The sequence below is a fragment of the Bacillus sp. CBEL-1 genome (assembly GCF_004348885.1).
In the GTDB taxonomy this organism is placed as follows: Bacteria; Bacillota; Bacilli; order Bacillales; family Bacillaceae_H; genus Priestia; species Priestia aryabhattai_A.
In genome coordinates this window covers 1,392,399-1,418,594 of sequence record NZ_SBIM01000013.1, presented here as the reverse complement: position 1 = coordinate 1,418,594, position 26,196 = coordinate 1,392,399, and the positions used below count along the sequence as shown (strand labels likewise).

General features: G+C 37.2%; 29 protein-coding genes and 2 riboswitches. Of the genes, 21 read left to right on the top strand and 8 right to left on the bottom strand.

Annotated features, from left to right (window positions below; all coding sequences use genetic code 11):
- The first annotated feature begins 97 nt into the window (after window positions 1-97).
- From EPL02_RS17190 to EPL02_RS17175, 4 genes are all read left to right on the top strand, one after another.
- Window positions 98-298: a YqgQ family protein gene (locus tag EPL02_RS17190; RefSeq protein ID WP_094910801.1), complete on the top strand. Its 201-nt coding sequence runs from the start codon at window positions 98-100 to the stop codon at window positions 296-298.
- Window positions 299-305: 7 nt separating this feature from the next.
- On the top strand, window positions 306-1,271 hold the full coding sequence (locus EPL02_RS17185; RefSeq protein WP_094910800.1) for an ROK family glucokinase: 966 nt from the start codon (window positions 306-308) through the stop codon (window positions 1,269-1,271).
- Window positions 1,272-1,561: 290 nt separating this feature from the next.
- Window positions 1,562-3,466, top strand: a complete 1,905-nt coding sequence (locus EPL02_RS17180; RefSeq protein ID WP_094910799.1) for an LTA synthase family protein — start codon at window positions 1,562-1,564, stop codon at window positions 3,464-3,466.
- A gap of 92 nt (window positions 3,467-3,558) precedes the next feature.
- Window positions 3,559-4,464 (top strand): M14 family metallopeptidase, encoded by a 906-nt coding sequence (locus tag EPL02_RS17175; protein ID WP_131888293.1) that lies wholly within the window; start codon window positions 3,559-3,561, stop codon window positions 4,462-4,464.
- Window positions 4,465-4,518: 54 nt separating this feature from the next.
- Here the strand turns inward: EPL02_RS17175 and EPL02_RS17170 are convergent, their stop codons facing one another.
- Entirely contained in the window at window positions 4,519-4,692 is a 174-nt protein-coding gene (locus EPL02_RS17170; protein ID WP_025911564.1) for a DUF2759 domain-containing protein, read from the bottom strand.
- A 196-nt stretch (window positions 4,693-4,888) separates the two neighbouring features.
- Between EPL02_RS17170 and EPL02_RS17165 the strand changes: the two genes are divergently transcribed.
- The gene (locus EPL02_RS17165; protein ID WP_094910797.1) at window positions 4,889-5,521 is read left to right on the top strand and encodes an MBL fold metallo-hydrolase; all 633 of its coding nucleotides are present in this window, start codon (window positions 4,889-4,891) and stop codon (window positions 5,519-5,521) included.
- A gap of 43 nt (window positions 5,522-5,564) precedes the next feature.
- Here EPL02_RS17165 and EPL02_RS17160 read toward each other — a convergent pair whose 3' ends face one another.
- Complete coding sequence (locus tag EPL02_RS17160) at window positions 5,565-5,804, bottom strand: DUF2626 domain-containing protein (RefSeq protein WP_094910796.1); 240 nt, start codon at window positions 5,802-5,804, stop codon at window positions 5,565-5,567.
- 294 nt (window positions 5,805-6,098) lie between these two features.
- Between EPL02_RS17160 and EPL02_RS17155 the strand changes: the two genes are divergently transcribed.
- The 8 genes from EPL02_RS17155 (at window position 6,099) to comGG (ending at window position 10,675) form a co-directional block, all read left to right on the top strand.
- A complete protein-coding gene (locus EPL02_RS17155; protein ID WP_094910795.1) occupies window positions 6,099-6,482 on the top strand; it encodes a Spx/MgsR family RNA polymerase-binding regulatory protein in 384 nt (127 codons plus the stop codon).
- Between the two features lie 208 nt (window positions 6,483-6,690).
- A complete protein-coding gene (gene comGA, locus EPL02_RS17150; protein WP_094910794.1) occupies window positions 6,691-7,749 on the top strand; it encodes a competence type IV pilus ATPase ComGA in 1,059 nt (352 codons plus the stop codon).
- 46 nt (window positions 7,750-7,795) lie between these two features.
- Window positions 7,796-8,788, top strand: a complete 993-nt coding sequence (comGB, locus tag EPL02_RS17145) for a competence type IV pilus assembly protein ComGB (protein ID WP_256993311.1) — start codon at window positions 7,796-7,798, stop codon at window positions 8,786-8,788.
- A gap of 13 nt (window positions 8,789-8,801) precedes the next feature.
- Entirely contained in the window at window positions 8,802-9,113 is a 312-nt protein-coding gene (comGC, locus tag EPL02_RS17140) for a competence type IV pilus major pilin ComGC (protein ID WP_094910792.1), read from the top strand.
- Window positions 9,079-9,549: a competence type IV pilus minor pilin ComGD gene (gene comGD, locus EPL02_RS17135; protein ID WP_247600456.1), complete on the top strand. Its 471-nt coding sequence runs from the start codon at window positions 9,079-9,081 to the stop codon at window positions 9,547-9,549. The genes comGC and comGD overlap by 35 nt, the downstream gene beginning before the upstream one ends.
- Window positions 9,533-9,868 (top strand): type II secretion system protein, encoded by a 336-nt coding sequence (locus EPL02_RS17130; protein ID WP_094910790.1) that lies wholly within the window; start codon window positions 9,533-9,535, stop codon window positions 9,866-9,868. Before comGD ends, EPL02_RS17130 begins: the two co-directional genes overlap by 17 nt.
- Window positions 9,865-10,293: a competence type IV pilus minor pilin ComGF gene (comGF, locus tag EPL02_RS17125; RefSeq protein WP_094910789.1), complete on the top strand. Its 429-nt coding sequence runs from the start codon at window positions 9,865-9,867 to the stop codon at window positions 10,291-10,293. The genes EPL02_RS17130 and comGF overlap by 4 nt, the downstream gene beginning before the upstream one ends.
- Window positions 10,256-10,675 (top strand): competence type IV pilus minor pilin ComGG, encoded by a 420-nt coding sequence (gene comGG, locus EPL02_RS17120; protein ID WP_094910788.1) that lies wholly within the window; start codon window positions 10,256-10,258, stop codon window positions 10,673-10,675. The genes comGF and comGG overlap by 38 nt, the downstream gene beginning before the upstream one ends.
- Window positions 10,676-10,725: 50 nt before the next feature.
- Here comGG and EPL02_RS17115 read toward each other — a convergent pair whose 3' ends face one another.
- Entirely contained in the window at window positions 10,726-11,352 is a 627-nt protein-coding gene (locus EPL02_RS17115; RefSeq protein WP_131888291.1) for a cupin domain-containing protein, read from the bottom strand.
- Window positions 11,353-11,496: 144 nt separating this feature from the next.
- On the opposite strand from EPL02_RS17115, the gene EPL02_RS17110 reads away from it, so the two are divergent.
- Window positions 11,497-11,688: a YqzE family protein gene (locus tag EPL02_RS17110; RefSeq protein WP_094910786.1), complete on the top strand. Its 192-nt coding sequence runs from the start codon at window positions 11,497-11,499 to the stop codon at window positions 11,686-11,688.
- A 37-nt stretch (window positions 11,689-11,725) separates the two neighbouring features.
- On the opposite strand, the gene EPL02_RS17105 is transcribed toward EPL02_RS17110, so the two are convergent.
- Both EPL02_RS17105 and EPL02_RS17100 read right to left on the bottom strand, forming a co-directional pair.
- Window positions 11,726-12,547: a YqhG family protein gene (locus EPL02_RS17105; RefSeq protein ID WP_094910785.1), complete on the bottom strand. Its 822-nt coding sequence runs from the start codon at window positions 12,545-12,547 to the stop codon at window positions 11,726-11,728.
- On the bottom strand, window positions 12,534-14,210 hold the full coding sequence (locus tag EPL02_RS17100) for a DEAD/DEAH box helicase (protein ID WP_131888290.1): 1,677 nt from the start codon (window positions 14,208-14,210) through the stop codon (window positions 12,534-12,536). Before EPL02_RS17100 ends, EPL02_RS17105 begins: the two co-directional genes overlap by 14 nt.
- Before the next feature lie 186 nt (window positions 14,211-14,396).
- Window positions 14,397-14,485: riboswitch (glycine riboswitch) on the top strand.
- A 3-nt stretch (window positions 14,486-14,488) separates the two neighbouring features.
- Window positions 14,489-14,570: riboswitch (glycine riboswitch) on the top strand.
- Between the two features lie 105 nt (window positions 14,571-14,675).
- Here EPL02_RS17100 and gcvT point away from each other — a divergent pair.
- From gcvT to gcvPB, 3 genes are read left to right on the top strand one after another with little or no spacing between them, the layout of a single operon-like run.
- The gene (gene gcvT / locus EPL02_RS17095) at window positions 14,676-15,764 is read left to right on the top strand and encodes a glycine cleavage system aminomethyltransferase GcvT (RefSeq protein WP_094910783.1); all 1,089 of its coding nucleotides are present in this window, start codon (window positions 14,676-14,678) and stop codon (window positions 15,762-15,764) included.
- 31 nt (window positions 15,765-15,795) lie between these two features.
- On the top strand, window positions 15,796-17,142 hold the full coding sequence (gene gcvPA / locus EPL02_RS17090) for an aminomethyl-transferring glycine dehydrogenase subunit GcvPA (RefSeq protein WP_094910782.1): 1,347 nt from the start codon (window positions 15,796-15,798) through the stop codon (window positions 17,140-17,142).
- Window positions 17,135-18,598: an aminomethyl-transferring glycine dehydrogenase subunit GcvPB gene (gcvPB, locus tag EPL02_RS17085; RefSeq protein ID WP_094910781.1), complete on the top strand. Its 1,464-nt coding sequence runs from the start codon at window positions 17,135-17,137 to the stop codon at window positions 18,596-18,598. Before gcvPA ends, gcvPB begins: the two co-directional genes overlap by 8 nt.
- Before the next feature lie 41 nt (window positions 18,599-18,639).
- Here the strand turns inward: gcvPB and EPL02_RS17080 are convergent, their stop codons facing one another.
- Complete coding sequence (locus EPL02_RS17080) at window positions 18,640-19,014, bottom strand: rhodanese-like domain-containing protein (RefSeq protein ID WP_025911539.1); 375 nt, start codon at window positions 19,012-19,014, stop codon at window positions 18,640-18,642.
- Between the two features lie 224 nt (window positions 19,015-19,238).
- On the opposite strand from EPL02_RS17080, the gene EPL02_RS17075 reads away from it, so the two are divergent.
- The 4 genes from EPL02_RS17075 to EPL02_RS17060 all read left to right on the top strand — a co-directional run bounded on the left by EPL02_RS17075 (window position 19,239) and on the right by EPL02_RS17060 (window position 24,555).
- Window positions 19,239-20,072: a lipoate--protein ligase family protein gene (locus EPL02_RS17075; protein WP_094910780.1), complete on the top strand. Its 834-nt coding sequence runs from the start codon at window positions 19,239-19,241 to the stop codon at window positions 20,070-20,072.
- A gap of 274 nt (window positions 20,073-20,346) precedes the next feature.
- Window positions 20,347-22,902 (top strand): vitamin B12-dependent ribonucleotide reductase, encoded by a 2,556-nt coding sequence (locus tag EPL02_RS17070; RefSeq protein ID WP_094910779.1) that lies wholly within the window; start codon window positions 20,347-20,349, stop codon window positions 22,900-22,902.
- A 221-nt stretch (window positions 22,903-23,123) separates the two neighbouring features.
- Entirely contained in the window at window positions 23,124-23,555 is a 432-nt protein-coding gene (mntR, locus tag EPL02_RS17065) for a transcriptional regulator MntR (RefSeq protein WP_094910778.1), read from the top strand.
- 118 nt (window positions 23,556-23,673) lie between these two features.
- Window positions 23,674-24,555, top strand: a complete 882-nt coding sequence (locus tag EPL02_RS17060) for a patatin-like phospholipase family protein (RefSeq protein WP_131888289.1) — start codon at window positions 23,674-23,676, stop codon at window positions 24,553-24,555.
- Window positions 24,556-24,592: 37 nt separating this feature from the next.
- Here the strand turns inward: EPL02_RS17060 and EPL02_RS17055 are convergent, their stop codons facing one another.
- Together EPL02_RS17055 and EPL02_RS17050 are read right to left on the bottom strand one after the other, a co-directional pair.
- The gene (locus tag EPL02_RS17055; protein WP_025911533.1) at window positions 24,593-24,991 is read right to left on the bottom strand and encodes an SA1362 family protein; all 399 of its coding nucleotides are present in this window, start codon (window positions 24,989-24,991) and stop codon (window positions 24,593-24,595) included.
- 41 nt (window positions 24,992-25,032) lie between these two features.
- Window positions 25,033-25,980: a DUF1385 domain-containing protein gene (locus tag EPL02_RS17050; protein WP_131888288.1), complete on the bottom strand. Its 948-nt coding sequence runs from the start codon at window positions 25,978-25,980 to the stop codon at window positions 25,033-25,035.
- Window positions 25,981-26,196 lie beyond the last annotated feature (216 nt).

Below are 26,196 nucleotides of genomic sequence, written 5' to 3'. Positions count from 1 at the left end.
TAAGATTTTCTGCTTTACTATTGTGAGAACGTTTACTAAAATAAACTAGATAGGATTAAATGGACTCATTATTTTATGACTATATGCAGGTGAAGAGATGAACACATTATACGATGTGCAACAACTTTTAAAATCGTTTGGAATCATCATATATATTGGTAATCGTCAAGCTGATATAGAGTTAATGGAAACAGAGATACGAGAGCTATATCAATCAAAACTGATTGAAACACAAGATTATCAAATGGCAATTTTATTACTTAGGCAAGAATTACAAAAACAAAAGGAAAAAGGATGAGTACACAATGGATGATAAATGGTTAGTTGGTGTTGACTTAGGTGGTACAACAATTAAGATGGCTTTTGTTAATCAATATGGAGAAGTAATTCATAAATGGGAAATCCCCACAGACATTAGTGAACAGGGTCGCAAAATTCCAACAGATATTGCGAAAGCAATTGACAAAGAAGTAGTGAACCTAGGAGAAAGTAAGTCAAAGCTTATGGGGATTGGTATCGGTGCTCCAGGCCCTGTGAATTTTGCAAACGGTTCAATTGAAGTAGCAGTTAACTTAGGTTGGGAAAAATTCCCTATCAAAGATATTCTAGAAGTAGAAACTTCTTTGCCTGTAGTAGTGGATAATGATGCAAACATTGCAGCAATTGGTGAGATGTGGAAAGGTGCAGGAGACGGAGCGAAAGATTTATTATGCGTAACGCTTGGAACAGGTGTAGGAGGCGGCGTTATCGCAAACGGTGAAATCGTTCAAGGGGTAAACGGTGCTGCTGGTGAAATTGGACATATTACATCAGTTCCTGAGGGCGGAGCACCATGTAACTGTGGGAAAACAGGCTGCTTAGAAACTATTGCTTCTGCAACAGGTGTTGTGCGATTAGCAATGGAAGCAGTTGTGAACACGGATAAGCCAAGCACTCTTCGTACACTTCTAGATGAGCATGATCAAATTACTGCTAAAGACGTGTTTGATGCTGCGCGTGCAGACGATGAATTAGCAGTTGAAGTTGTTGACAAAGTAGCATTTCATTTAGGACTAGCGCTTGCCAATTCGGCTAACGCATTGAATCCTGAGAAGATTGTTCTTGGGGGTGGTGTATCACGTGCCGGAGATGTGTTGCTCAATCCAGTGAAGTCTTACTTTAAAAAGTTTGCGTTCCCACGAGTAGCTGAAGGGGCAGAGTTAGCAATTGCTACACTCGGTAATGATGCTGGAATTATTGGCGGTGCATGGTTAGTTAAAACATATGTATAAATAGATGTAAAACAAAAAAAGAGAATGGTAGATGATTCTACCATTCTCTTTTTTATGTAAAATAAAAGAAGGATTATCTGAACTCTTTGGTAAATTATCTTAATTATGTTTTTTTGAAACTTTTTAGAAGAAAAAACGTAGAAAAAGAGAGATATCCAATCTTATCATAACATTTCAATTGTACAGGTAATATGTTATAAATCATTTGCTTTTTTGTAAAAAAAACATTAAGATTAGGGTCGTTATATGACATTTACTATGTCTGAAAACAGTGGATAAGGAGGTCCTTGATGAAAGACAAAATTTCATTGTCAAAGTTGTCGTTTATTCTTACTGCTGTCGTTTTACTTTGGATAAAAACATATATTGTTTATAAAACACAGTTTGATATTACAATTGAGAATTCGACACAAGAGTTTCTATTGTTTATAAACCCACTGAGCTTTTTATTGCTTATTCTAGGGGTAGGTTTATTCTTTAAAACACGTAAAGGAGCTAAAGCTTACGTTTTAACTACTAGCTTCATAGTTTCCTTTATTTTATTTGCAAACGTCATGTTCTATCGTTTCTTTAATGATTTCCTAACGTTACCCGTTCTTTTCCAAACAAGTAATATGGGAGACTTAGGAAACAGTGCGTTTGAGCTGTTTAAAATGACGGACGTTTTAATGTTTGTAGACGTGATTTTTCTAGCAATTCTCGCTTTCTTATTTAAAGCAAACAATAAAGTAGACGAGCCGACTACTCGTAAGACAAGGTTTGCTTTTTATATCGCAGTGGTGGCCGTGTTTATTTCAAACTTGGCTCTCGCTGAAACAGAACGTCCAGAACTATTAACTCGTGCATTTGATCGTGAAATGCTGGTGAAAAATATCGGTACGTACAACTATCATATTTACGATATTGTACTGCAGTCAAAAACAAAAGCCCAGCGAGCATTTGCTGATAGTAGCGAATTTGTCGAAACAGAAAACTACTTAAAAGCAAATCAAAAAGACCCAAATCCTGATATGTTTGGAAAAGCAAAAGGGAAAAACGTAATTGTTGTTTCACTAGAGTCTACCCAAAGTTTTGTTGTGAATAATACGATAAACGGTGAAGAAGTTACGCCATTTTTAAATGACTTTATTGAAGAGAGCTATTACTTTGATAATTTTTATCACCAAACAGGACAAGGAAAGACTGCTGATAGTGAGTTCTTATTAGACAATTCACTGTACCCACTAGGGCGTGGATCGGTATTCTTTACGCATGGAACCAATGAATTTAATGCAACGCCTGAAATATTGAAAGAAGAAGGTTACTACTCTGCTGTTTTCCACGCAAATAACAGTAGTTTCTGGAACCGAGATATTGTATACCCTAACTTTGGTTACGATCGATTCTTCAATATTAATGATTACAACGTAACAGATGAAAATTCTGTAGGATGGGGATTGAAAGATAAAGAATTCTTTGAACAATCTGTGGAACATATGAAAACATTACCACAGCCTTTTTATTCAAAGTTCATTACCTTAACAAACCACTTCCCGTTTGAGCTAGATGAAGAAGATCGAATGGTTGATGAGTACGATTCAAACAGTCGCACGTTAAATCGTTACTTCCCAACATTACGTTATCAAGATGAAGCGTTTAAACAATTCATTCAAAAGCTAAAAGACGAAGGATTGTATGAGGATTCCATTATTGTTGTATATGGTGATCACTATGGTATTTCACAAAACCATAACGCAGCAATGGAAAAATATCTAGGAAAAGAAGTAACGCCTTATGTATGGACACAGCTACAGCGAGTGCCTATGGCGATTCACATTCCTGGAGAAACCGATAATAAAACAATTTCAAAAGTTTCAGGTCAAGTTGATTTAAAACCTACTATTTTACACTTATTAGGTATAGCTACAGATAATCACGTGCAGTTTGGAACAGATATGTTTTCGGAAGATAAGTTAGATTTCACTGTACTTCGTGACGGAAGCTTTATCACCGATAAATATGTGTATGCTAGTGATAAATGCTATGATAAATCTACTGAGCAAGAAACAGATATAAGTAATTGTGAACCTTATATGGAGAAAGCAAAGCAGGAATTAAGTTACTCTGACCAAATTGTATATGGAGATCTTCTACGTTTCTATGACGGAACAAATTATCGTCCAGATAAAAAGCAAAAAGAAGCTGATAAAGAATAAGAAAAAAGACTTTAACATTCGTGTTAAAGTCTTTTTTTGTTCATGCTTCGTCATAGTTTTAACATATAGATAATAAAGAGGAGCGTGATGTGATGACCATTGTAAATGAATTTGTTCCCTATAGCTATGAGCGAACAGTAACTGACCTCTATCGACTACTCTCTAAGTATCCTTATGGAAAGGTTGAAAGCATTGGAAGGAGTGTACTTGGAAAACAAATTCCACATCTACTCATTGGCCATGGAACCCATGTTGTACATATAAATGCTTCATTCCATGCAAACGAGTGGATTACAACAAACGCGCTAATGAAATTTCTAGAAACATATTTACGAGCCATTTATCGAGGAGAACGCGTTGCTGGAATTGACGCACAGCTTTTATACGAAAATATTACTTTATCAATTGTACCAATGGTAAATCCAGATGGTGTGAACTTAGTTATAGATGGAATAAACATGCAAGAAGCGTATGCAGCTTTCATTCCTTATATAGGAAGGGAGGTTGATGATTTTCAAGGGTGGAAAGCAAATATTAGAGGAGTGGATTTAAATAATCAATTTCCAGCATATTGGGAAATTGAAAGGGATCGAAAAATTCCAAAGTCACCTCATTTTCGAGACTTCCCTGGCTATGCTCCTTTATCTGAACCTGAGGCTAAAGCCATGGTAAAAGTTGCAAAACGTTATCAATTTGACTGTGTAATTGCGCTGCATACACAAGGGGAAGAGTTTTACTGGGGATATATGAATAAAGAACCGAAGGAAGCGAAAGAAATGGCTGATTATTTTGAGAAAGTGAGCGGATACCGAGCGGTAAGAACAATTGACAGTCATGCTGGATATAAGGATTGGTTCATTCTTGAAACTGGAAAGTTGGGCTTTACGCTTGAACTTGGTAAAGGAATTAACCCAATTCCTTTATCACAATTTCATATTTTATATCCAAAAACAGAAGCCATTTTGGCTAATGCAATGAATATGCTTGCATGTAAATAAAGTATAATATTAATAAAAGCGCCTCTAAAAGAGGCGCTTTCTTATACTCATTCGTTAATGAGCTGCTGGATATCCGTGATGTAAAATAGTCATAACCGTAAACCAACCAAACACAGCAAACGTTGCCACAGCAAAGCCTACTCCAAGGAAGTTTTTATTGCGCAAAGATGAAATAGCGGCAAAAATACCTAATAGTGTTGTTAAGCCTAATATAATCATTAGTCCCATGAAACAACCTCCTTATTTGTAAGGATTGAAAGTAAAGCGCTAACATACTTCTAACTTCTTTATTGTAAAACTTTTCTAAACATTTGTCGAGGTGAAAAATTCGCAAAACAATGTTCAAGGGTTTTCATTTATCTATATTTATGTGTATGATAAAACATAGAGAAAATGAACTTAGAAAGATAAGGAGGCGCTGCTGATGAAATATCATCGCGTACCGCTAGGACCTATACAAACAAACTGCTATTTACTCGTAAATAATGACAAAGAATGCTTAATTGTTGACCCAGGCGGCGAGGGAAAAAAGCTTAATCAACTCATACATAAGCAACAATATAAACCACAAGCAGTGGTGTTAACTCATGCGCACTTTGATCATATTGGTGGAGTGGATGATGTAGCATCACATTTCTCTATCCCTATATATGTTCATAAAAAAGAAAAATCTTGGTTAAAAGATCCAGAAGTAAATGGTTCCACATTCTTTGGCTTAGGAGAAGTAACGGTTCAATCTGATGTGACGCTTTTTGCCGGAGAGGGTAGTACAACGATTGGATCATTTTCGTTTGAATTATATGAAACGCCAGGTCACTCACCAGGCAGTGTATCCCTTTACTTTAAAGAAGCAGAGTTAGTTATTTCAGGAGATGCATTGTTTGAAGGAAGTGTTGGACGTACCGATTTACATGGTGGGAATCACGAACAGTTGTTGAAAAGCATTCATACAAAGCTTTTAGTACTGCCTGAAGAAACGTTAGTTTTATCTGGACACGGTGCAGAAACAACAATCGGTCAGGAAATGGATCACAATCCGTTCTTAAATGGATTTTAAAAAAGAAGCAGCGATAAATTCATCGCTGCTTCTTTTTTTATCATTATTGTCCGCCTGGCGCCATCATAAATGTACTCCAGTAAGTAAATCCTACAAAGAATACTGTTAAATAAGCACCAAACACATAGATGTACATACGTTCTGACAGTTTTAAATAGCTTAGTAAGACAAAAAAACCTGTTTGAGCTAAAAAGAGCAAGGATGTTTGTGGCATATGTCCAAGGTAAAACATGACTGCAAAAATCCCTGTCCAAAACCCCATTACACGGTACATACGTTCCATGTTTGTTGCCTCCTTTATCCCACTTGTCAATTATTAATTATAAAGTACAATTTATCCAATTGTAAATATAATCTAAGCGAGCGTGTTTAACGAGTATTAAACACGTGTATATAAAAAGATAAGTAATTCTTTTCCATTATAGTACATTTATAGTTTGATGAAAACGTTATCTTTTGGGTTTTGTTAATATTTTTATGAAAAACAACAAAAATAATATAAAATAGTGTACAAAAGTTATACAAAACATGTACAATGTATATAAATTGATTAAACGATCTTACAGGAGGCTATAAAATGGAATCAGTGATGTTTTATACGTATCCAAGTTGTACATCTTGTCGTAAGACGAAAAAATGGCTTGTAAAGCAAGAAGTTAATTTCAATGAGCGCCACCTTTTCCGCGAAACCCCTACTTATGAAGAGATGCTTGAACTATTATCAATGACAACTGAAGGTATTGACGAAATTTTAGCGAAGCGGAGTCAAGAATATAAAAATTTAGATGTCGATGTAGAAAGCATGACGCTATCGGAAGTCGTTCATTTGTTGATAGAGCAACCAAGACTTCTGAGACGGCCCATCTTAACAGATGGTAAAAAGCTTGTAGTAGGATACAATGAATCAGCTTTAAAAAACTTAGTAAAAAAGCAGAAAAAAGTTTCATCCATGGTGGGGTAATGTCAGTAGTTATAATAGATGAATGAACGGTAACGATTAAAGTTAAATAAATCGTTACCGTTTTTTTATGTTTTCGTGGAAAAAGTAGTTCTGAGTCGGTTTTTTGAAAAAAAAATAAAAAAAGAAGGAATTTATCTAAATAAGTCGAATTTTAACTAACACTACCGAGAAACATGCTTAAATATGACAGGAAAAGGAGAGATGTTCTTTGAACGAAATTGAACAATTAGCCACCCGCATGATTGGTGAAGCATGTGAGATGAAGAGCTCAGACATTCACATTATTCCTCGAGCTAGAGATGCCATAGTTCAGCTAAGGGTTGATCAAGATTTAGTGGCTCATCAAACGCTCCCAAAAGATGTATCTGAACGACTTATCTCCCATTTTAAATTTTTAGGAAGCATGGATATTGGTGAAAGACGCAAGCCTCAAAATGGTGCACTGTCTACAACAATTAATCACATCAAAGTTAATCTACGTTTATCCACTTTACCTACATCGCAGGATGAAAGTCTCGTTATTCGTGTATTACCCCAAACACAAACAACTTCTCTTAAACACTTATCACTTTTTCAAAATCATACAAAAAAACTTATTTCGCTGCTTAAGCATTCACATGGTTTAATTGTGTTTACTGGGCCGACGGGATCTGGTAAAACAACGACTTTATATACGCTACTTCATGAGGTTAAACATTTGTTAAATCGCAATGTCATTACGCTTGAAGATCCGATTGAACAGCAGAGCGAAAAAGTCCTGCAGGTACAGGTCAACGAACGAGCTGGTATTACGTATGCAACGGGATTAAAAGCAATTTTACGTCATGATCCTGATATTATTATGGTCGGTGAAATTCGTGACGCTGAAACAGCTCAAATCGCGGTTCGTGCAGCCTTAACCGGTCATCTAGTGTTGACAACTATGCATACAAAAGATACAAAAGGCTCTATTTATCGGTTGCTTGAGTTTGGTGTTAGTATTCAAGAAATTGAACAAACGTTGGTAGCTGTAGCTGCGCAGCGATTGGTCGAAATAAAATGTAATTTCTGTGAAGGGAAATGTCATCCACTATGTAAGAGAGAGCGTTTAAATAGACAGGCAAGCGTGTATGAGCTTCTATATGGGAGAGAAGTAAATCAAGTACTCAATGAAGTGAAAGGAAAGGAGTTTCAATATGAATATGCACGACTAAGAGATGCAATTCGAAAAGGTATTGCGCTTGGCTATTTATATTCACATGCGCTAGATGGGTGGGGGTCCTATTAAACGAAAAATATCTAACAAACATTGGGGGCTTTCTAAACAAGCTAAAATGTTAAGTCAGCTATCAAAGCTTGTTGAAAAAGGCTATACGTTATCTCAAGCCTTATCTTTTATAGCATTTCAGCTATCAGCGAAGCAGCGCAGCGATATAAAAGCTTGTTTAACAGAAATGCGTCAAGGGAATTCTTTGCACAGCTGTCTTTTAAAACTGAATTTTCACCGAGATGTGCTAAGCTACCTTTATTTTGCTGAACAGCATGGAGACCTTCATTTTGCTTTAAAAGAAAGTAGTTATATGCTAAGTGAGAAAATAAAGAACAAAAAACGATTTCAAAAGCTAGTACAATATCCACTTTTACTTTTAGGGTTTATACTGGGAATTTTATTCATATTAAGCACCGTTTTATTACCACATTTTCAGTCTCTGTATAAAACAATGGGACACGAACAATCACCGTTTCTTCTTATCTTCATGTCGACTATGTCTTACTTTCCACATGCACTTGTTGGGATTACAGGAACCTTATTGCTAATCGGAGGTTTGTATCTTATTAGTACAAAAAAACTAGCTCCTGTAGAAAAGATGAATATCTTAATGAAGGTTCCTTTTATGAAGCAATTTACTAGGCTGTTCAATTCATATTTTTTTGCTGTCCATACAAGTAATTTATTAAAAGGGGGGCTGTCAATTTACGAGTGTCTTTCACTCTTTCAATTGCAGCAACATTATCCGTTCTTTAGAGAAGAGGCCAAGCTTTTCACAACAGAACTTGCCGCGGGAAAAGCTCTTAATCAAATTCTACAATCCCGCCCTTATTATCAAAAAGATTTAGCAGAGGTGGTTATTCATGGACAAAAAAATGGTGATTTAGCAGAAGAATTGTACGACTACAGTCTATATATGGTCGAGAGAATGGAAGAGTGGATTTTTCATATTCTAAAGTATATTCAGCCAATTACGTTCGCTTTTATCGGTATCGTTATTCTACTTATGTATATGTCAGTCATGATGCCAATGCTAGAAATCATGTCGAGTTTATAAAGGAGATTCAAATATGTTAAAAAATGAGAAAGGTTTTACTTTAATTGAGATGCTCATTGTCATGTTAGTTATTACAGTGCTATTGCTTATTATGGTGCCAAACGTATTAAAGCACAATGCTGTTATTAACAATAAAGGGTGTTCTGCTTTAGTGAAGACAGTCGAAGCACAAGTACAGGTGTATGAGCTTGAAAACGGAAAAAAACCTACTTTAAACGATCTTGAAAGCGGAGGGTACTTAAAAGAAGGAACGGTGTGTCCAAATGGTTCCAAAATTACAATAGGCACGGATGGGCGCGTATCAGCGAGTGATGGAAACTCGTAAAATGAATCAAAAAGGCTTTACGCTAATTGAGTCCTTAATCATATTAGCCGTTGTGCAAGTTATGGTGTTAATTATTGTCATCAATTTAAAACCTCTTATGGACCACTATCAGTTAACCTCTTTTTTACGTCAACTTCAAGCAGATACCTTTTATACGCAGCAGCTAGCTATGACTACGCAACGTCCGGCAAGGCTTACATTTGAGCCAGTGAATTCCCGATACGTGTTGCTTAGAGTTGGAGCTGAAAAGCCCATTATGCAAAGAGGTTATCATTCCAACATTCGCATTGTGTTTAGCAGCGGCACAAATTCAATTCAATACAATGAGCAAGGAAATATTTCTCAGGCGAAAAGTTTGTTCATTTCGAACAACAAAGAAACATATAAGGTCACGTTCCAAATTGGAAGAGGGCGCTTTTATGTTACGAAAATATGATAATCAAACAGGCTTCACACTACTGGAAATGCTAGTAGCATTCAGTGCGCTTATTATGCTCACTACCGTCATTGTTCCTTTATATATTCAAGCAATACAAGCTGAAAAAGATAAGAAGCGAATGTATGTGGGAAATGCACTTTTGTATGAAAAAGTCATGACTGAGGCTAATCAAAAACATTTACTGTCTGAAAAGAGGACGTATAACGGCATTGACTATGTCATTGTATTCAAAGAAGAACCGGTTTCAGAGTGGTGTGTTTCTTGGAAAAGAGTTAATCAGAAAACAATAGAAAGATGTGAATCTACGTTACAATGAAGAACCAAAAAGGTTTTACATTAGTAGAGATGTTACTTAGTTTAACGATTTTCTTTGTCATAGTGTCCTTCATTCCACCTATTCTGTCATTAGCTAACCCAAACTATGATACGGATAATTTAGCGACGGAAATGGAATGGGAAATCTTTATTCAGCAGCTAACAAAGGAATATCGAAGAGCGCAGCATGTTAGTATTAATGAAAAAATTTTATCCTTACAACTAAATGGAGAGCCCTTAATTACGTATGAACCTTTTAGTGATAAAGTCCGTCGAAGAGTCGACCAGAGTGGTCATGAAGTTGTCTTGCAGTTTGTGAAATCAATTGAGTACAAGCACCAAAACAATTTACTTCGTATTAAGGTGGTATATAAACACGGTGAAATTCATGAAACAGCGATTAAAACATTTATGCACGTTGAATAAGGCTACAAAAGCGTGCCAAGCGGGATTTGTTCTCCCTTTTGTACTAGCTTTTAGTGCACTATTTTTGTTTTTACTGTCCCATCAGTTAGTGTATTTTGTAACGAAAAGTACATTTTATGCAGAAGTAAATCAGCGTCATGAATTAGATTATTTACTTCAAAAAGGAATTCGACATTTACAAGTTGATGTTCGCAGACATCATTTTTCACAAGAAAGCGATGGATCCATGACTTATGATTCAGGAACGGTTAAGTATCAAGTGCTAAGGCAAGCGGAGGATAGTGTGACTATTCAGGTTCGCTGCGCTACAAATGAAGGGAGACAACTTATTCATACAATTACTTTTCAGCGAGAAAGCGGCAAGGTGATTGCTTGGGTATAGGCACAAAGCAAAAGACCTTGAATTTATCAAAAATTCAAGGTCTTTTGTCATTAATCATCGATTTCAACATCTTTATCGTTGATTTTGATTTTTACATGATGCTTTTCAACATCGCGGTCTGAGTAATTATTGGAAGGTGGACCAATAACTACGGTTTCATCGATGGGCTCCAACGCTTGTTTAATTGTCTTTTCATTGACATTATAAGCTTTTTGAAATACTTCGGGAGGTGTTAAGCGGAGGATATCCGATCCTTCCGATGATTCAAACTGGTCGTTATTAAAGAAAAGGTGTAAATGGGCTTCTTCTGTTAGTGGTTCGATCCAATGCCACCAACCCATTGGGATAAAAGCTACATTTCCTTCTTTAATTTGAAATGTGTGTAGACTGCTTGTATCTGGATCTACAATAGATACTTGAACTTCTCCAGATACAACAACATCTAATTCCCAAGCGTTAGGATGCCAATGAGGTTCTCTCATATGACCTTTTGTTAAATATAAGTCTACAAAAGCTCCACCAATCATGGCGGGAAGCTGAGTAGATGTTACTCGATACGCAATGTTGTTGGCGTCTCTTTTAAATAATATGCTGTTTTGGTAGTTAAACGATAAGTTTGGTGTACCAGACGTCTTCTTAATATTCGAATTATCAGGAACGAATCCAGAGTGACTCATAGTTGTTTCAACCTCTTTCTTACAATGGAATATAACGTATCATATTATTAGTTAGGAAAGAGTGTGTTACATCACCATAAAGTCTTCTTGTTTTGATTAATAGCTTTTCAGCGAGGATATACTAGTTCGTGAGGAGATGATTATTTGAAAACAAACGACTATGTGAAGTACGTAACGCAGCAGCTTGTTCAATATATGGATCAACCGAAAGAGATTCGTAAAACCAAACGAATTGAAAAGAAAGAAGCACGAGATCCATTTTTTAATAGGTGGTTTGGAATGATTCCTCTGTCATTTCAAATTTGGTATCGAAATACGAAAAAAGGTAAAAAGTAGCTAGCGCTCTTTTTACCTTTTTTATTTATGAAATGTCTTATGCGAAGTGACGTGAAAGGTGATGATTTACAGTTTGTTCAGACAGGTAGAACAACCCTCCATTTGTTATTTTTGTTAAAATAACAGGCTCATATAAATCTTGTAAGGCTTGTTTTTCTGTTGTATAGCTTTCCGGTACTTCTTCCATATTCTCATAGAAATGATCTAAAAGTGCCAGGTCTTCATACCATCTTTCTTGCGCTTTTTTAGCCCATTCCATCGGTTGCTTTGAAATGTGATCTTCCACATAAGCTGATAATCTTGAAATTCCACTTTTTGGGCGAATGATTGGTGAGAGTGTAAAGCAGTAGTCGGGAATCTTTGACGTAAAGTCTTGCTTGGACATCATCAGCTGAAAGTTATCAAGAATTACTCCTGTAATTAAATTTAACCCAAGCGATAGTAATTCATCTTTTTTTCGGTCACACTTATACGATACTTTCATATTTAAAGCAAGCCAAGGCTGAAGCGAACGCTGCGATTGTGAGTGAGAATGCATTTTTTCATATAGATGAACGAATCCACCAAATTTTTGAGCAGAGCCAAAAATTTGGTGTAAGCGCGGTGAACCAAAGTGAATTTTTTCGCCTTGTACAGATGAATCATCATAAGTTGGATCAGTTATAAACGTAAGTGAAGCGGGATTAGGTTCTCCACCTGTTTTTTCAATATAATGCCAATAAAAGGGCCGATTCATAAGCTCTTTATCCATGTCAATAGTAAGCTGAACTTTTAAGTAAGATGGGTGGTCTTCTGTCAAGTTACAGCCGTGTGCCGTAAAATATGTTTTGAGAAACTGATGAATGTCAGTTTGCTGCATGTTGTTCACCTTCTTCATCTTCGTGATATTCAATAATGGATGTGAGATTGTTCATCTTAATTTTCATTTCTCCTTCACTTCGTGAATGAAGAAGGATATCTTGAATGTGATCTTCAATGTTGTCAATTTCTAGCTTTGTTAAAATTTCATCCAGCTCGCCAACAACACGCTCAAATAAATTTATTTTTTCATAAAGCAGCTTCAAAATATGTTCTTCGACTGTATTTTCAATTGCTAGATTATAAATGTGCACGTCATGCTGCTGGCCTAGTCTATGAACGCGCCCAATCCGCTGCTCTAATCTCATTGGATTCCAAGGTAAATCGTAGTTAATAATATGGTGACAGAATTGAAGGTTAATTCCTTCACCACCAGCTTCCGTTGCGATAAAAACCTGAGCGTGACTTTCAAAAAGCTGCTTCATCCAGTCCTTTTTCCCACGCTTAAATCCACCCCTAAACGGAACCGATGTAATACCGTGTTGTTTTAAATACCACTGTAAATAAAGCTGAGTTGCACGATACTCCGTAAAAATAATGACTTTATCATTAATCTGTTGGATTAATTCAATCACCTTTTCTGCTTTTGCATTTTGAGGAACTGTTTGTACTTTTTCAAGTAATGGTTTAAGCATCTGAGTAGCTTTTTCACTATTTTCATCCTCTTGGCGTTCAAGCATGCTTTTTAACGTCATAAATACGGCTTCACGACTGCTACAAGCTTCGCGTTGCAATGTTAAAATGGCAAAGGAACTGCTGGGTAGATGGTCATGCTGCTTAAATGAGGTGATTTGATCATATAATTCTCGTTCTTCAGATGAAAACTCAACAGGAACAGTTTGAACAATGCGCTTTGTCCATTCAATACCTGTGTCTTGCCTGCGATTTCGAATCATCACTTTGTTAACGAGCTCCTTTAAATGCTCATCATTTTGAACCGAACGCTTCTTAGCAGAAAATAAATCAGCAAAATAATCTTTGTTTCCTAGATGCCCTGGCTTTAATAACGAAACTAAATTAAAAATCTCTTCTACACGATTTTGAATTGGTGTTGCTGTTAATAATAAGCAAAACTTTTTCTTTAAGCTTTGAACAAACTCATAGTTTTTTGTTTTGTTATTTTTAAGTTTATGAGCTTCGTCAATGATGATAAGGTCATAATCTTGTTCTAACACAATTTCACGATGAGGAGAGCGTTTGGCTGTATCAATGGATGATACCACTACGTCGCATTGCTCCCACACGTACGTCTTCTTTTGGGGGACAGCAGGGATGAAAAATTTATGATTAAGTTCCATTGCCCATTGAGATACAAGAGATGCCGGTACAAGAATAAGGGCTTTTTTTACAAGACCACGAATCATATATTCTTTTAGGATAAGCCCTGCTTCAATTGTCTTTCCAAGCCCCACTTCATCGGCTAGAATTGCTTTTCCATTCATCTCTTCTACCACTTTTTTAGCTACTTCTAACTGGTGTGGATGTGGCGTTAGATCTGTTAAATGACGAGGTGCTTGTAGACCTTCGAATTCAGTAATTAACGTTTGCTCCTCAATTTCATATGCTAATTTATACATTTCCCAATCAGACCAAGGTCCATCTTGTTCAAGTTTATTTAAAAAAGTAGATTCCCATGCTTCATCTTGCTTCATACTAATGTTCATCGTTAGTTTTGCTCCTTTCTGAAAGTTTTTATTGAACTGCTGAACAGAATCATGTAGGATAAAAATATATTTTAGAAAATTTTAAATAGAAAATAGATTATCACTAAAAAAACTATTGTGTTATTGATATGTTTAAGTAATAGTTTCTTAGTAGTATGCCCAAAATTACAAACTTTATAGAGGCGAATGATGACAAGGGGAGAGACTGCTTTAAAGTAGCGCCGAAGGAGCAAACAACATGTGAATCTCTCAGGCAAAAAGACTCTTGTTGGACGCAACTCTGGAGAGCGTCTATTTCGAATAGACCACCCACGAGGCAAACCTATTTAACGGGTAAACTTTCAGGTGAAAAGGACAGAGACTTCCTGCTATATAGCAGGGAGTTCTCTGTCCTTTTTTATGTGTAAAAAGATACAATGATTCCCCAAAACCAAAGCAAATGGCCTTATATGAGGAGGATGTTAAATGACTGAGCTAAACAAAACACCACTTTACGATGTCTATCAACAATACGGTGGAAAGATTATTGATTTTGGAGGTTGGGCTCTTCCAGTTCAATTCTCATCCATTAAAGAAGAACATCATGCGGTTCGTACAAAAGCTGGCTTGTTCGATGTTTCTCACATGGGAGAGTTCGATGTGAAAGGTACAAATAGCTTGGAATTTTTACAAAAAGTTATGACGAATGATATTTCAGCATTACGTCCAGGTAAAGCACTATATACTGCGATGTGCTATGAAGATGGAGGCACAGTGGATGATCTCCTTGTTTATCAAAAAGGGGAAGGTGACTACCTGCTGGTTGTAAACGCAGCAAATATTGAAAAAGACTTTGAATGGTTACAACAACATAAGTCACAGGATATCGAACTTGTAAATCGTTCAAGTGAATTTGCTTTACTAGCTTTGCAAGGTCCAGCTGCACAAGATGTTTTGCAGAGATTAACAGCTGAATCATTATCTGACCTAAAGCCATTTACATTTAAAGATAATGTAGAAGTAGCTGGTGTGGGAGTGCTTGTTTCACGTACAGGTTATACAGGCGAGGATGGTTTTGAACTGTATTGTTCTGCATCAGATGTAGTAACGCTTTGGAATGAACTTTTAAAAAATAAAGAGGTCGTTCCATGTGGTTTGGGAGCGCGAGATACGCTGCGTTTTGAAGCAACGTTAGCTTTATATGGTCAAGAGCTTTCAAAAGATATTACGCCGATTGAAGCACGTATCGGATTTGCTGTGAAAACGGATAAAGAGGATTTTATCGGCAAAGAAGTATTAAAGAGTCAGCGTGAAGAAGGCCCGAGCCGCAAGCTTGTTGGGATTGAAATGATTGATAAAGGAATTCCACGACACGGATATGAAGTGTTTAGTGAGGAAGAAGAGATTGGCTTTGTTACAACAGGCACACAATCGCCAACTTTAAATAAAAACATTGGTCTTGCACTTATTGATGCTAAATATGCTGAGCTAGGTACAGAAGTATATGTGCAAGTGCGAAAAAGACGTTTAAAAGCAAAAGTCGTGAAGACACCTTTTTATAAGCGTTCAAAATAATGTTGGGTAATTAAAGAGAGGGGACAAAAGAATGGTACATCGTTATTTACCAATGACATCAGAAGATCAGCAGCAAATGTTAAAGGCAATTGGCGTGTCTTCAGTGGATGAGCTATTTTCAGATATTCCAGAAAGCGTTCGTTTCCAAGGGGAATATAATATAAAAAAAGCGGCATCAGAATCTGAATTAATAAAAGAATTAACAAACTTGGCTACTAAAAATAAGAACGTAAAGGAATATGCTTCATTTTTAGGAGCGGGTGTTTATGATCACTATATGCCAATTATTGTTGATCACGTTATTTCGCGTTCAGAGTTTTATACGGCTTATACACCATATCAACCTGAAATTTCACAAGGAGAACTGCAGGCTATTTTTGAATTTCAAACGATGATTTGTGAACTAACAGGAATGGATGTTGCCAATTCATCTATGTACGATGGTGGTACAGCACTTGCTGAGGCAGCAATGTTAAGTGCAGGTCAAACAAGAAAGAAAAAAGTGTTAGTTTCAGAAACAGTTCATCCGGAATCACGCGCTGTATTAGAAACGTACGCAGCGGGTCAGTACATTGAAGTCGTAGAAGTACCAAGTCAAGATGGCGTAACAGATTTGACTGTGCTCAAGGAGCGCATGGATGATGATGTAGCAGCTGTCATCGTTCAATATCCAAACTTCTTCGGTCAAGTAGAACCTTTAAGAGAAATTGAAGCCATTGCTCATCAAGGCAAAGGAATGTTTGTTGTATCAAGTAACCCACTATCCCTTGGGTTGCTAACTCCTCCAGGCCAGTTTGGTGCTGATATTGTTGTAGGAGATGCACAACCTTTTGGTATCCCAACACAGTTCGGCGGTCCTCATTGCGGGTATTTTGCTACAACGACAAAGCTGATGCGTAAAATTCCAGGGCGCTTAGTTGGTCAAACGGTTGATGAAAATGGTAAACGCGGCTTTGTGTTAACGCTTCAAGCACGTGAGCAACATATTCGCCGTGATAAAGCAACTTCAAACATTTGTTCAAATCAAGCGCTAAATGCACTTGCAGCTTCAGTAGCAATGACTGCCTTAGGAAAGCAAGGAGTAAAGGAAATGGCTACCCAAAACTTATCAAAAACGCATTATGCATATAATGCATTAAAAGCAAGTGGAGTAGACGTTGTATTTAATGGGCCATTCTTCAATGAGCTGGTTGTAAAACTACCTCAATCTAGTAAGGAAGTAAATCAAAAGTTACTAGCTAAACACATCATTGGCGGCTATGATTTAGGTCGTGACTATCATGAGCTTAAGGATCATATGCTACTTGCTTTTACTGAACTCCGTACAAAAGAAGAAATCGACCAACTTGTGAAGGAATTGGGGGATCTTTATGCATAATCAACATCAATCGCTTATCTTTGAAATGAGTAAAGAAGGACGTGTTGGCTACTCATTACCAGAACTAGACGTGCCGGAAGTAATCAGTACAGAAATACTGCCAGCAGAATATGTACGTACCGAAGCGCCGGAACTTCCAGAAGTATCTGAGTTAGACATTATGCGTCACTATACCGCTCTTTCAAAACGTAATCATGGGGTAGACTCCGGTTTTTATCCGCTTGGTTCTTGTACGATGAAATATAATCCGAAAATTAATGAATATACAGCTCGTATTCCAGGATTCGCTAATATCCACCCACTTCAAGATGAAGAAACCGTTCAAGGTGCTCTGGAGTTAATGTATGATTTACAGGAACACTTAACAGAAATTACAGGGATGGATGAAGTTACGCTTCAGCCAGCAGCAGGTGCTCACGGTGAGTGGACAGGATTAATGATGATTCGTGCTTATCATGAAGCGAACGGGGATACGAAGCGTACGAAAGTAATTGTCCCTGATTCAGCTCACGGTACAAATCCAGCTTCGGCAACAGTAGCTGGTTTCGAAACAGTTACTGTAAAATCTAATGAACATGGGTTGGTAGACTTAGATGATCTTCGTAAAGTAGTAAGCGAAGAAACAGCTGCTCTTATGTTAACAAATCCAAATACTTTGGGTCTTTTTGAAGAAGATATTTTGGAAATGGCAGAAATCGTTCACGCCGCTGGTGGGAAGCTTTATTATGACGGAGCGAATTTGAACGCTGTATTAAGTAAAGCAAGACCAGGTGATATGGGCTTTGACGTTGTGCATTTAAACCTGCATAAAACATTCACGGGCCCACACGGTGGTGGTGGTCCAGGTTCTGGTCCAGTTGGTGTAAAAGCAGATTTGATTCCGTTCTTACCAAAGCCAGTACTAGTCAAAACAGAAAGCGGCTTTGCTTTTGACTACAATCGTCCACAGTCTATTGGACGAGTTAAGCCGTTTTACGGAAACTTTGGTATTAACGTCCGTGCTTATACGTACATCCGCTCTATGGGACCAGACGGTTTAAAAGCAGTAACGGAAAATGCGGTATTAAATGCAAACTACATGATGAGACGATTAGCAGAACATTATGATTTACCATTTGATCGTCATTGTAAGCATGAATTTGTTTTGTCAGGAAAACGCCAGAAAAAGCTCGGTGTTCGCACCTTGGATATTGCGAAGAGATTGCTTGATTTTGGGTATCATCCGCCGACAATTTATTTCCCTCTCATTGTGGAAGAGTGCATGATGATTGAGCCAACTGAAACTGAATCAAAAGAGACGCTGGATGCGTTTATTGATGCAATGATTCAAATTGCAAAAGAAGTGGAAGAAAAACCAGAAATCGTTCAAGAAGCACCTCATACGACAGTTGTTAAGCGATTGGATGAAACGCTCGCAGCAAGAAAGCCTGTACTTCGTTATCAAAAAGAAAATTAAAAAAACAGCCCCTTCATCTAAGAAGGGGCTGTTTTTATGAATTATTTCTTTGTCTTAATTTTACCGTTCCATGCTTTGAATCCGCCTTTTAGGTCATGAATTTCTTTCACACCATGCTTGCGTAAGAGTTGAGCAGCACGACCTGTTCGCATGCCACTTTGGCAATAAATATAAACAGGTTGATCAGTACGAAACTCCTTTATACGCATACGGAACTGTGAAAGGGGAATATTTCTTGCGCCTAAAATATGTCCGTTTTCAAACTCATTTGGTTCGCGAATATCAACTAGCTGTGCTTTACGGTAACCGCTTCGGAATTCTTCCTCCGTTAACGTTTTCATAATGCGACGTTGGTAAAAAAACATTACGACAGAATAGATAATAATTGCCGCAAGTACAATGATTAGTGCCCACATGTTGTTTCTTCCTTTCTTCGACAAAATACATAACCTTATTATATAAGTGAATGAAATTAGAAGTAAAGGGAATCTTCCTGAAGTCAGGGTAGTTTTTACGAAAGAAAAGTAAAAAATTACTGCTTCACTTTTCTTTTCCTTCTGCTTATCTTTTGGTAGACTAAAAAACGGATTAAGTTTATTACATATGTAAATGTCTACTATACTAGTTAGGGATGAGAAAAATGAAGCAAAAATGGAGATTCATTGATTCAAAAGAACGTTCGCCATATTATAACATGGCACTTGATGAGGCGCTTTTAGAGTGGCATAGCACTGGTCAAATACCACCAACGATTCGATTTTACGGCTGGAATCCTCCAACATTATCAATTGGCTACTTTCAAAAAGCCGAAAAAGAAATTAACTTTGAACAAGTAGATAAATTAGGATTAGGGTTTGTACGTCGTCCAACAGGTGGTAGAGGCGTTTTGCACGACGAGGAGCTTACTTACAGCGTTATTGTATCGGAAAACTATCCAAATATGCCTAAGACGGTGACTGAGGCGTATCGTGTCATTTCTGAAGGATTATTAGAGGGGTTTCGCTCATTAGGGCTTGAAGCATACTTTGCAATTCCTCGAACGGAAGAAGAAAAGAATAGCTTAAAAAATCCACGTTCATCTGTTTGTTTTGATGCACCTTCATGGTATGAGCTTGTGGTAGAAGGACGTAAGATTGCCGGAAGCGCACAAACTCGTCAAAAAGGGGTTATCTTACAGCACGGTTCAATTTTATTAGAGATTGATGAAGATAAATTATTTAGCGTATTTAATTATCCAAATGATCGTGTGAAAGAGAGAATGCAGCGTGCGTTTCGTTCCAAAGCTGTTGCAATTAACGCTATTGCAGGTCGTAAAATTCAAATGGAAGAAGCTAAGGAAGCATTTTATAAAGGCTTTGCTAGCGCTTTAAATATTGACTTAGAACCTTATGAGTTAACAGAAGAAGAAGAGCGTTATGTAGAAGAATTGGCACAAAAGAAGTATGCTTCTGATGAATGGAATTTTAGAAGATAATGACTGCTTGGGAGTACCCGATTTAATCTGTACTCCTGCAGGTTTTATTTAACTGACGAAAGTAATTGATGTAAAAGTCAAATACTTTTTTTAATGTAAAAAAAATATTTCTCTTGACACCTATCTATATGTGGGTGCTTGGTTTTCGATTGAATACTACATGTTGAATTTGTCCAATTCGTGTGGTAAGTTATTGATAGTTGAAATTTTATTTTTTCCAAAATGAGGTAAATGATTGGTAAAATAGAGCACGATTGGTAAGGGAGTTGTCAGAATGACTGTTATAGTTAATCAAAAAGTAAATATGAATATTGAAAAGCTCAATCAAGATATTGAACGCTTTCCGCAAGTACACCCAATTACACCCGATATGAAAATTACTCATAAAGGTGTATCTCGACTCGTAATGTTAGACCGCTATGCGTTTAAAGATACGGAAAAACTTACGTTATCAAAAGGAGACTTTGTTGTTTTAACCGTAAAGGAAGATCCGAAGTTTCCAGCTCGAGGACTTGGCTATGTGGAAAGCATTAATTTTGACCAAAAGATGGCAGTCGTAAAGGTTGAAGATGAATTTCGCGGAGCTTTAGCGCCTGAAGAAGCAGAAAGTGGACTTATTACTCGTTCATTAGACGTAATTGAAAAACCACTGGAAATCTTCTACGAGCAAATTGCAAAACGTAACGCTACTGGGTTAGCTTCCGCTGAACAAACGGAAGAGAAGCGAAACGAATGGTTTGAAAAATTCTATCAAGAGCTTGTTCAAATGAACTTTGTACCAGCTGGACGCGTTCTGTACGGAGCGGGAGCTGAAACGGATGTTACATACTTTAACTGCTATGTAATGCCATACGTAAAAGATTCTCGCGAAGGAATCTCTGAACACCGTAAGCAAGTTATGGAAATCATGAGCCGAGGTGGAGGAGTTGGAACAAATGGTTCAACTCTGCGTCCACGCAACACGCTAGCGCGTGGTGTAAACGGTAAATCATCAGGTTCTGTCTCTTGGTTAGACGATATTGCGAAACTTACGCACCTTGTAGAGCAAGGCGGTTCTCGTCGCGGTGCTCAAATGATTATGTTAGCGGATTGGCATCCAGATATTGTTGAGTTTATTATCTCTAAAATGCAAAATCCACGCATTTTACGATTCTTAATTGAAAACACAAATGATGAAATGATTAAAAAACATGCCCAAGATAAGCTGAAATTTACGCCGCTTACGGAATCTGAAAAAGACATGTACCAAGGAATTATCAATTATAAGCAAATTCCAGGTCTTGGTGGATTCAGCGAGAAAATTATTGCAGATGCTGAAGAAAAGCTACAAACTGGTGGAACGTATAGCGTTCATAATTCTGAATTCTTAACAGGAGCAAACATTTCTGTTTGTTTAACAAAAGAGTTTATGGATGCAGTTGAAAACGATAGTGAATACAATCTTCGCTTCCCAGATGTAGAAAGCTATTCGAAAGAAGAAATGGCACACTACAACGAAAACTGGCATGAGGTAGGAGATGTTCGCGAGTGGGAAAAACAAGGTAATAAGGTTCGTACGTATCGTAAAATTCGTGCAAAAGAGCTTTGGAACTTAGTTAACATTTGTGCAACGTACTCCGCCGAACCAGGTATCTTCTTCTTTGATAATGCGAACGACATGACAAATGCACAAGCATACGGTCAGCATGTTGTAGCAACAAATCCATGTGGAGAACAACCACTTGCACCGTTTTCAGTTTGTAATTTAGCTGCTGTAAATTTAGCGCAAATGGCAGATAAAGAGACAAAAACAGTGAACTTTGAAAAACTTCGTCAAACGGTTGAAACGGGTGTGCGCATGCAGGATAACGTTATTGATGCAACGCCTTACTTCTTAGAAGAAAACCAAAAGCAAGCTCTTGGTGAGCGTCGTGTAGGTCTTGGTGTAATGGGGCTTCATGATTTACTTATCTACTGTGAAACAGAGTACGGTTCTGAAAAAGGAAATGAACTTGTTGATCAAGTATTTGAAACAATTGCAACAACAGCATACCGTGCATCTGTAGAGCTTGGAAAAGAAAAAGGAAGCTTCCCATTCTTAATTGGTGATTCAGAAGAGGAAACAGCTCGTTTACGTGAAGCTTTCACTAACACAGGGTTTATGAAAAAAATGCCTGAAGATATTCGAGAAAGCATCAAAGAGCACGGTATTCGTAACTCACACTTACTAACTGTAGCACCGACTGGTAGCACAGGAACAATGGTTGGCGTATCAACAGGTCTTGAACCATACTTCTCATTCTCTTACTTCCGAAGCGGTCGCTTAGGGAAATTTATTGAAGTAAAAGCAGATATCGTTCAAGAATATTTAGACCAACATCCAGAAGCGGATCCAAATAACCTTCCTGAATGGTTTATTTCAGCAATGGAATTGGCTCCAGAAGCTCATGCTGATGTTCAGTGTGTTATTCAGCGTTGGATTGATAGTTCAATTAGTAAAACAGTAAACGCACCTCGTGGCTATACAGTTGAACAAGTTCAAAAAGTGTACGAGCGTTTATATAAAGGCGGAGCAAAAGGTGGTACGGTTTATGTAGACGGTAGCCGTGATGCTCAGGTATTAACGCTAAAAGCAGAAGAAAACACATTTGATGAAGAAGTAAAAGAGAGAAAAGCAGAAAAGCCACACGTTGTATTAGTAGATACAATCAACGAAGTAGGATCAACAGACGTAACGATTGGTTCTGAAGTTGGAAATACGTGTCCCGTTTGTCGCCAAGGAACAGTTGAAGAAATGGGCGGATGCAACACATGTACAAATTGTGGTGCCCAGTTAAAGTGTGGTTTATAAGAAAGTCATAAAAAGGCTGACAATGTGTCAGCCTTTTTATATGTTGAGATAAATGCATACTAGATTTTCTTGTATTTGCTTATACTATATAGTATGATTTTACATGAATGTCTTTTGTAATATCGTTAGTTTTTAACTTTTTGAGCAATAGATTACTAAAAGTTTATAGAAGCGTGTTTCGGTAGTTTATACATAATAATTATTTTATTGGGGGAGATTTCATGCCTACGCCAAGTATGGAAGACTATATTGAACAAATATATATGCTGATTGAAGATAAAGGATATGCTAGGGTTTCGGATATCGCTGATGCTTTAACAGTTCATCCCTCATCAGTCACAAAAATGGTGCAGAAGCTTGATAAAGATGAATATTTAATCTATGAAAAATACCGCGGTCTTGTTTTAACTCCAAAAGGACAAAAGATTGGTAAACGCCTTGTTTATCGTCATGAGCTATTGGAGCAGCTGCTGCGTATTATCGGCGTAGATGAAGAGAATATTTATGAAGATGTTGAAGGTATTGAACATCATCTAAGCTGGAACTCAATTGACAGAATTGGTGATTTAGTACAATACTTTGAGGAAGATCCAGAGCGTGTGCAAGGCTTGCGAAGCGTCCAAAGGAAAAATGAAGAAGAGCAACAGTTATAATGCATATTGGAAAAGTCGTTCTAATTTAGATTAGAGCGGCTCTTTTTATTTTTAGCATAATTTAATGCGAGAGGTACTAAAGTGTAGATAGGAGGCAGACTGAAGGAGTTGAGAACTTCTGTATATTGATGGTGTTTTTTCAGGTGGTGGGCTTAAAGGTTTCGCGCTACTTGGAGCCTTGCAAGCTTTAGAAGAGCGAGATTTTATTTTTAGGCGCCTAGCGGGTACAAGTGCTGGTTCGATTGTATGCGCCCTTATTGTAGCCGGTTATACAAGTGAGGAAATGATGGAAATGATGGATGAAATGAACGTGAAGTCTTTACTAGATCAACGTGTTTCTTTTTTGCCGTCTGCTCTTACAAAATGGCTTCTTCTCTATTGGAACTTAGGCTTATATAAAGGTGAAAAGTTAGAAAAATGGATAGCTAGCAAGTTAAAAGCAAGAGGGATTGTTACATTTGGTGATCTGCCAGTCGGATCATTACGAATCATTGCTTCTGATTTAACAAATAGTCAGCTAGTAGTATTACCTGATGATTTGCCTAGATATGGAATAGATCCAAAGAAATTCCCCGTAGCAAAAGCGGTACGGATGAGCTGTAGTATTCCCTACTTCTTTGAGCCAGTTAGGCTGCGGACAAATCCTGTAAGCCTTATTGTTGACGGTGGGGTATTAAGTAATTTTCCCATTTTTTTATTTGACGATGATCAAAAACGTAAACAGAGGCCTGTGTTGGGTATTAAGCTTAGTCCTCGTGAAAAAGAAGAAGATAAAAAAAACATAAAAAACGCAATCGCGATGTTTTCAGCTTTATTTGATACAATGAAAGACGCACATGATGCAAGGCATATATCAAAACGTCACGAACGAAATATTATCTTTTTACCAGTTAGTGAAGTGTTTGCTACGGAATTTTCTTTATCAGAAGAACAGAAACACCAGCTTTTTCACTATGGAAAGAATAAAGCAGAGCTGTTTTTAAAAAAGTGGTGCTATTAAATAAAAAAACTGCGTCTTTGTAAGGCGCAGTTTTTCATTAAAAGAAGGCACGATTTTTCTTTTTTCCTTTTTTGCCTTCAATGACTGTTAAGTGTGTATTGCTTTTCTTTTTCTTTAACGGTTTGTTAACTTTAGCAGATGGACGTTTTTGGACGTTTCGATAAGCGTTCATATCCACTTTATTACCGCTTCGTTCTTTTTCTTTTTGACGTATTTTTGATTGTTTCACAGCTCGATGGTATCCTTTGTCTTGCCCTTTTGTTTGAGCAGGGCGGATAATAAATCGATAAACTAAGTAAAACAAAATGATAAATAAAAAGATATAGCCTGCTTGACGCAATAGGCTTGTTGGATTTGTTGCAAGAGTGTAAATAAATCCAATGATCCCTAAAGCAATTAATGAATTAACAAGTGGTTTAACGAATGGACGTCTCATTTTGTTCACCTCCTAAAATGATAAAAGAAAGCAAAACAGTCTTAACTTACTTGTTCGCCACCGGGTACAGAGCTCCCTTCGTTTTCAATGCGTAAAAGCTCTTGAAATGAAGAGATTGCAACTTCGACTTGGTCATCTTTAGGTTCCTTTGTAGTAAGGAGCTGTAACCATAATCCCGGGTAACCTAAGAAGCGTAAAACAGGTACATGGCGAACCTTATTGGTTAATTGTAGTACTTCAAAAGACAGCCCCAGCACGACTGGAATTAATGCAAGTCGGTTTACAACTCTAAGCCAAAGCGGGTCCGTAGGGACGAGTAGGTAAACAAACATTCCAACAACAACTGTAAATAGAATGAAACTACTTCCGCAGCGATAGTGAAGGCGAGACTGAGCTTGAACTGATTCTACCGTAAGCTCCTGGTTGTTTTCATATGCATTAATGACTTTGTGTTCTGCTCCGTGGTATTGAAAGACGCGTTTAATAAGCGGAGTTTGTGAAATCGCGTAAATATAAGCGAGCAATAATAAAAGCTTAAAGAAGCTTTCAATAACTACTTGTGCTAAATCAGAAGCGAAAATAGGACGAGTCAAATTTGCCAGAAACACCGGAATTAGGGTGAAAAGCACTTTTCCAAATAGAAAAGAAAGTACACCAATTGTTGCAACACCCAATATTAAGGATAGTTTTGATTCTTTTTTTTCTTCTTTAATTACATCATCTTCGTTAGGATGCACATCGTAACGTTCAGATGAAAAATTTAAATGTTGTGTACCGTTTGCACTTGCTTCAATAATTGCTGCAATTCCTCTTAAAAACGGAATTTTTTTCAACGCTGTTAGTACACGATTTGATCTCCGAGGAGATTGAAAATACTCAATAGATTGATCTTTACGACGAATGGCAGTGACCATCACTTTCTTGCCACCAAACATGACACCTTCAATGACGGCTTGCCCACCGTATGCGGCTTTTTGTAATTTAGACATTTCAGACACCAACCTAACCCAGACTAATTGTCTCTTAATAATCTATATTCTACAGCAATTTCGAATAAACCTCTAGGTCGATGTATGTTATCTAGTTTAGACAAAATTTTTCTATATCACACATGAAATGATAAAATTTTCCTGCTTTTATCTTTAAGAAACGTTTCGCAGTATAATAGAACAACAAAAATCAGCTCATACTATCCAGTAGAGGTG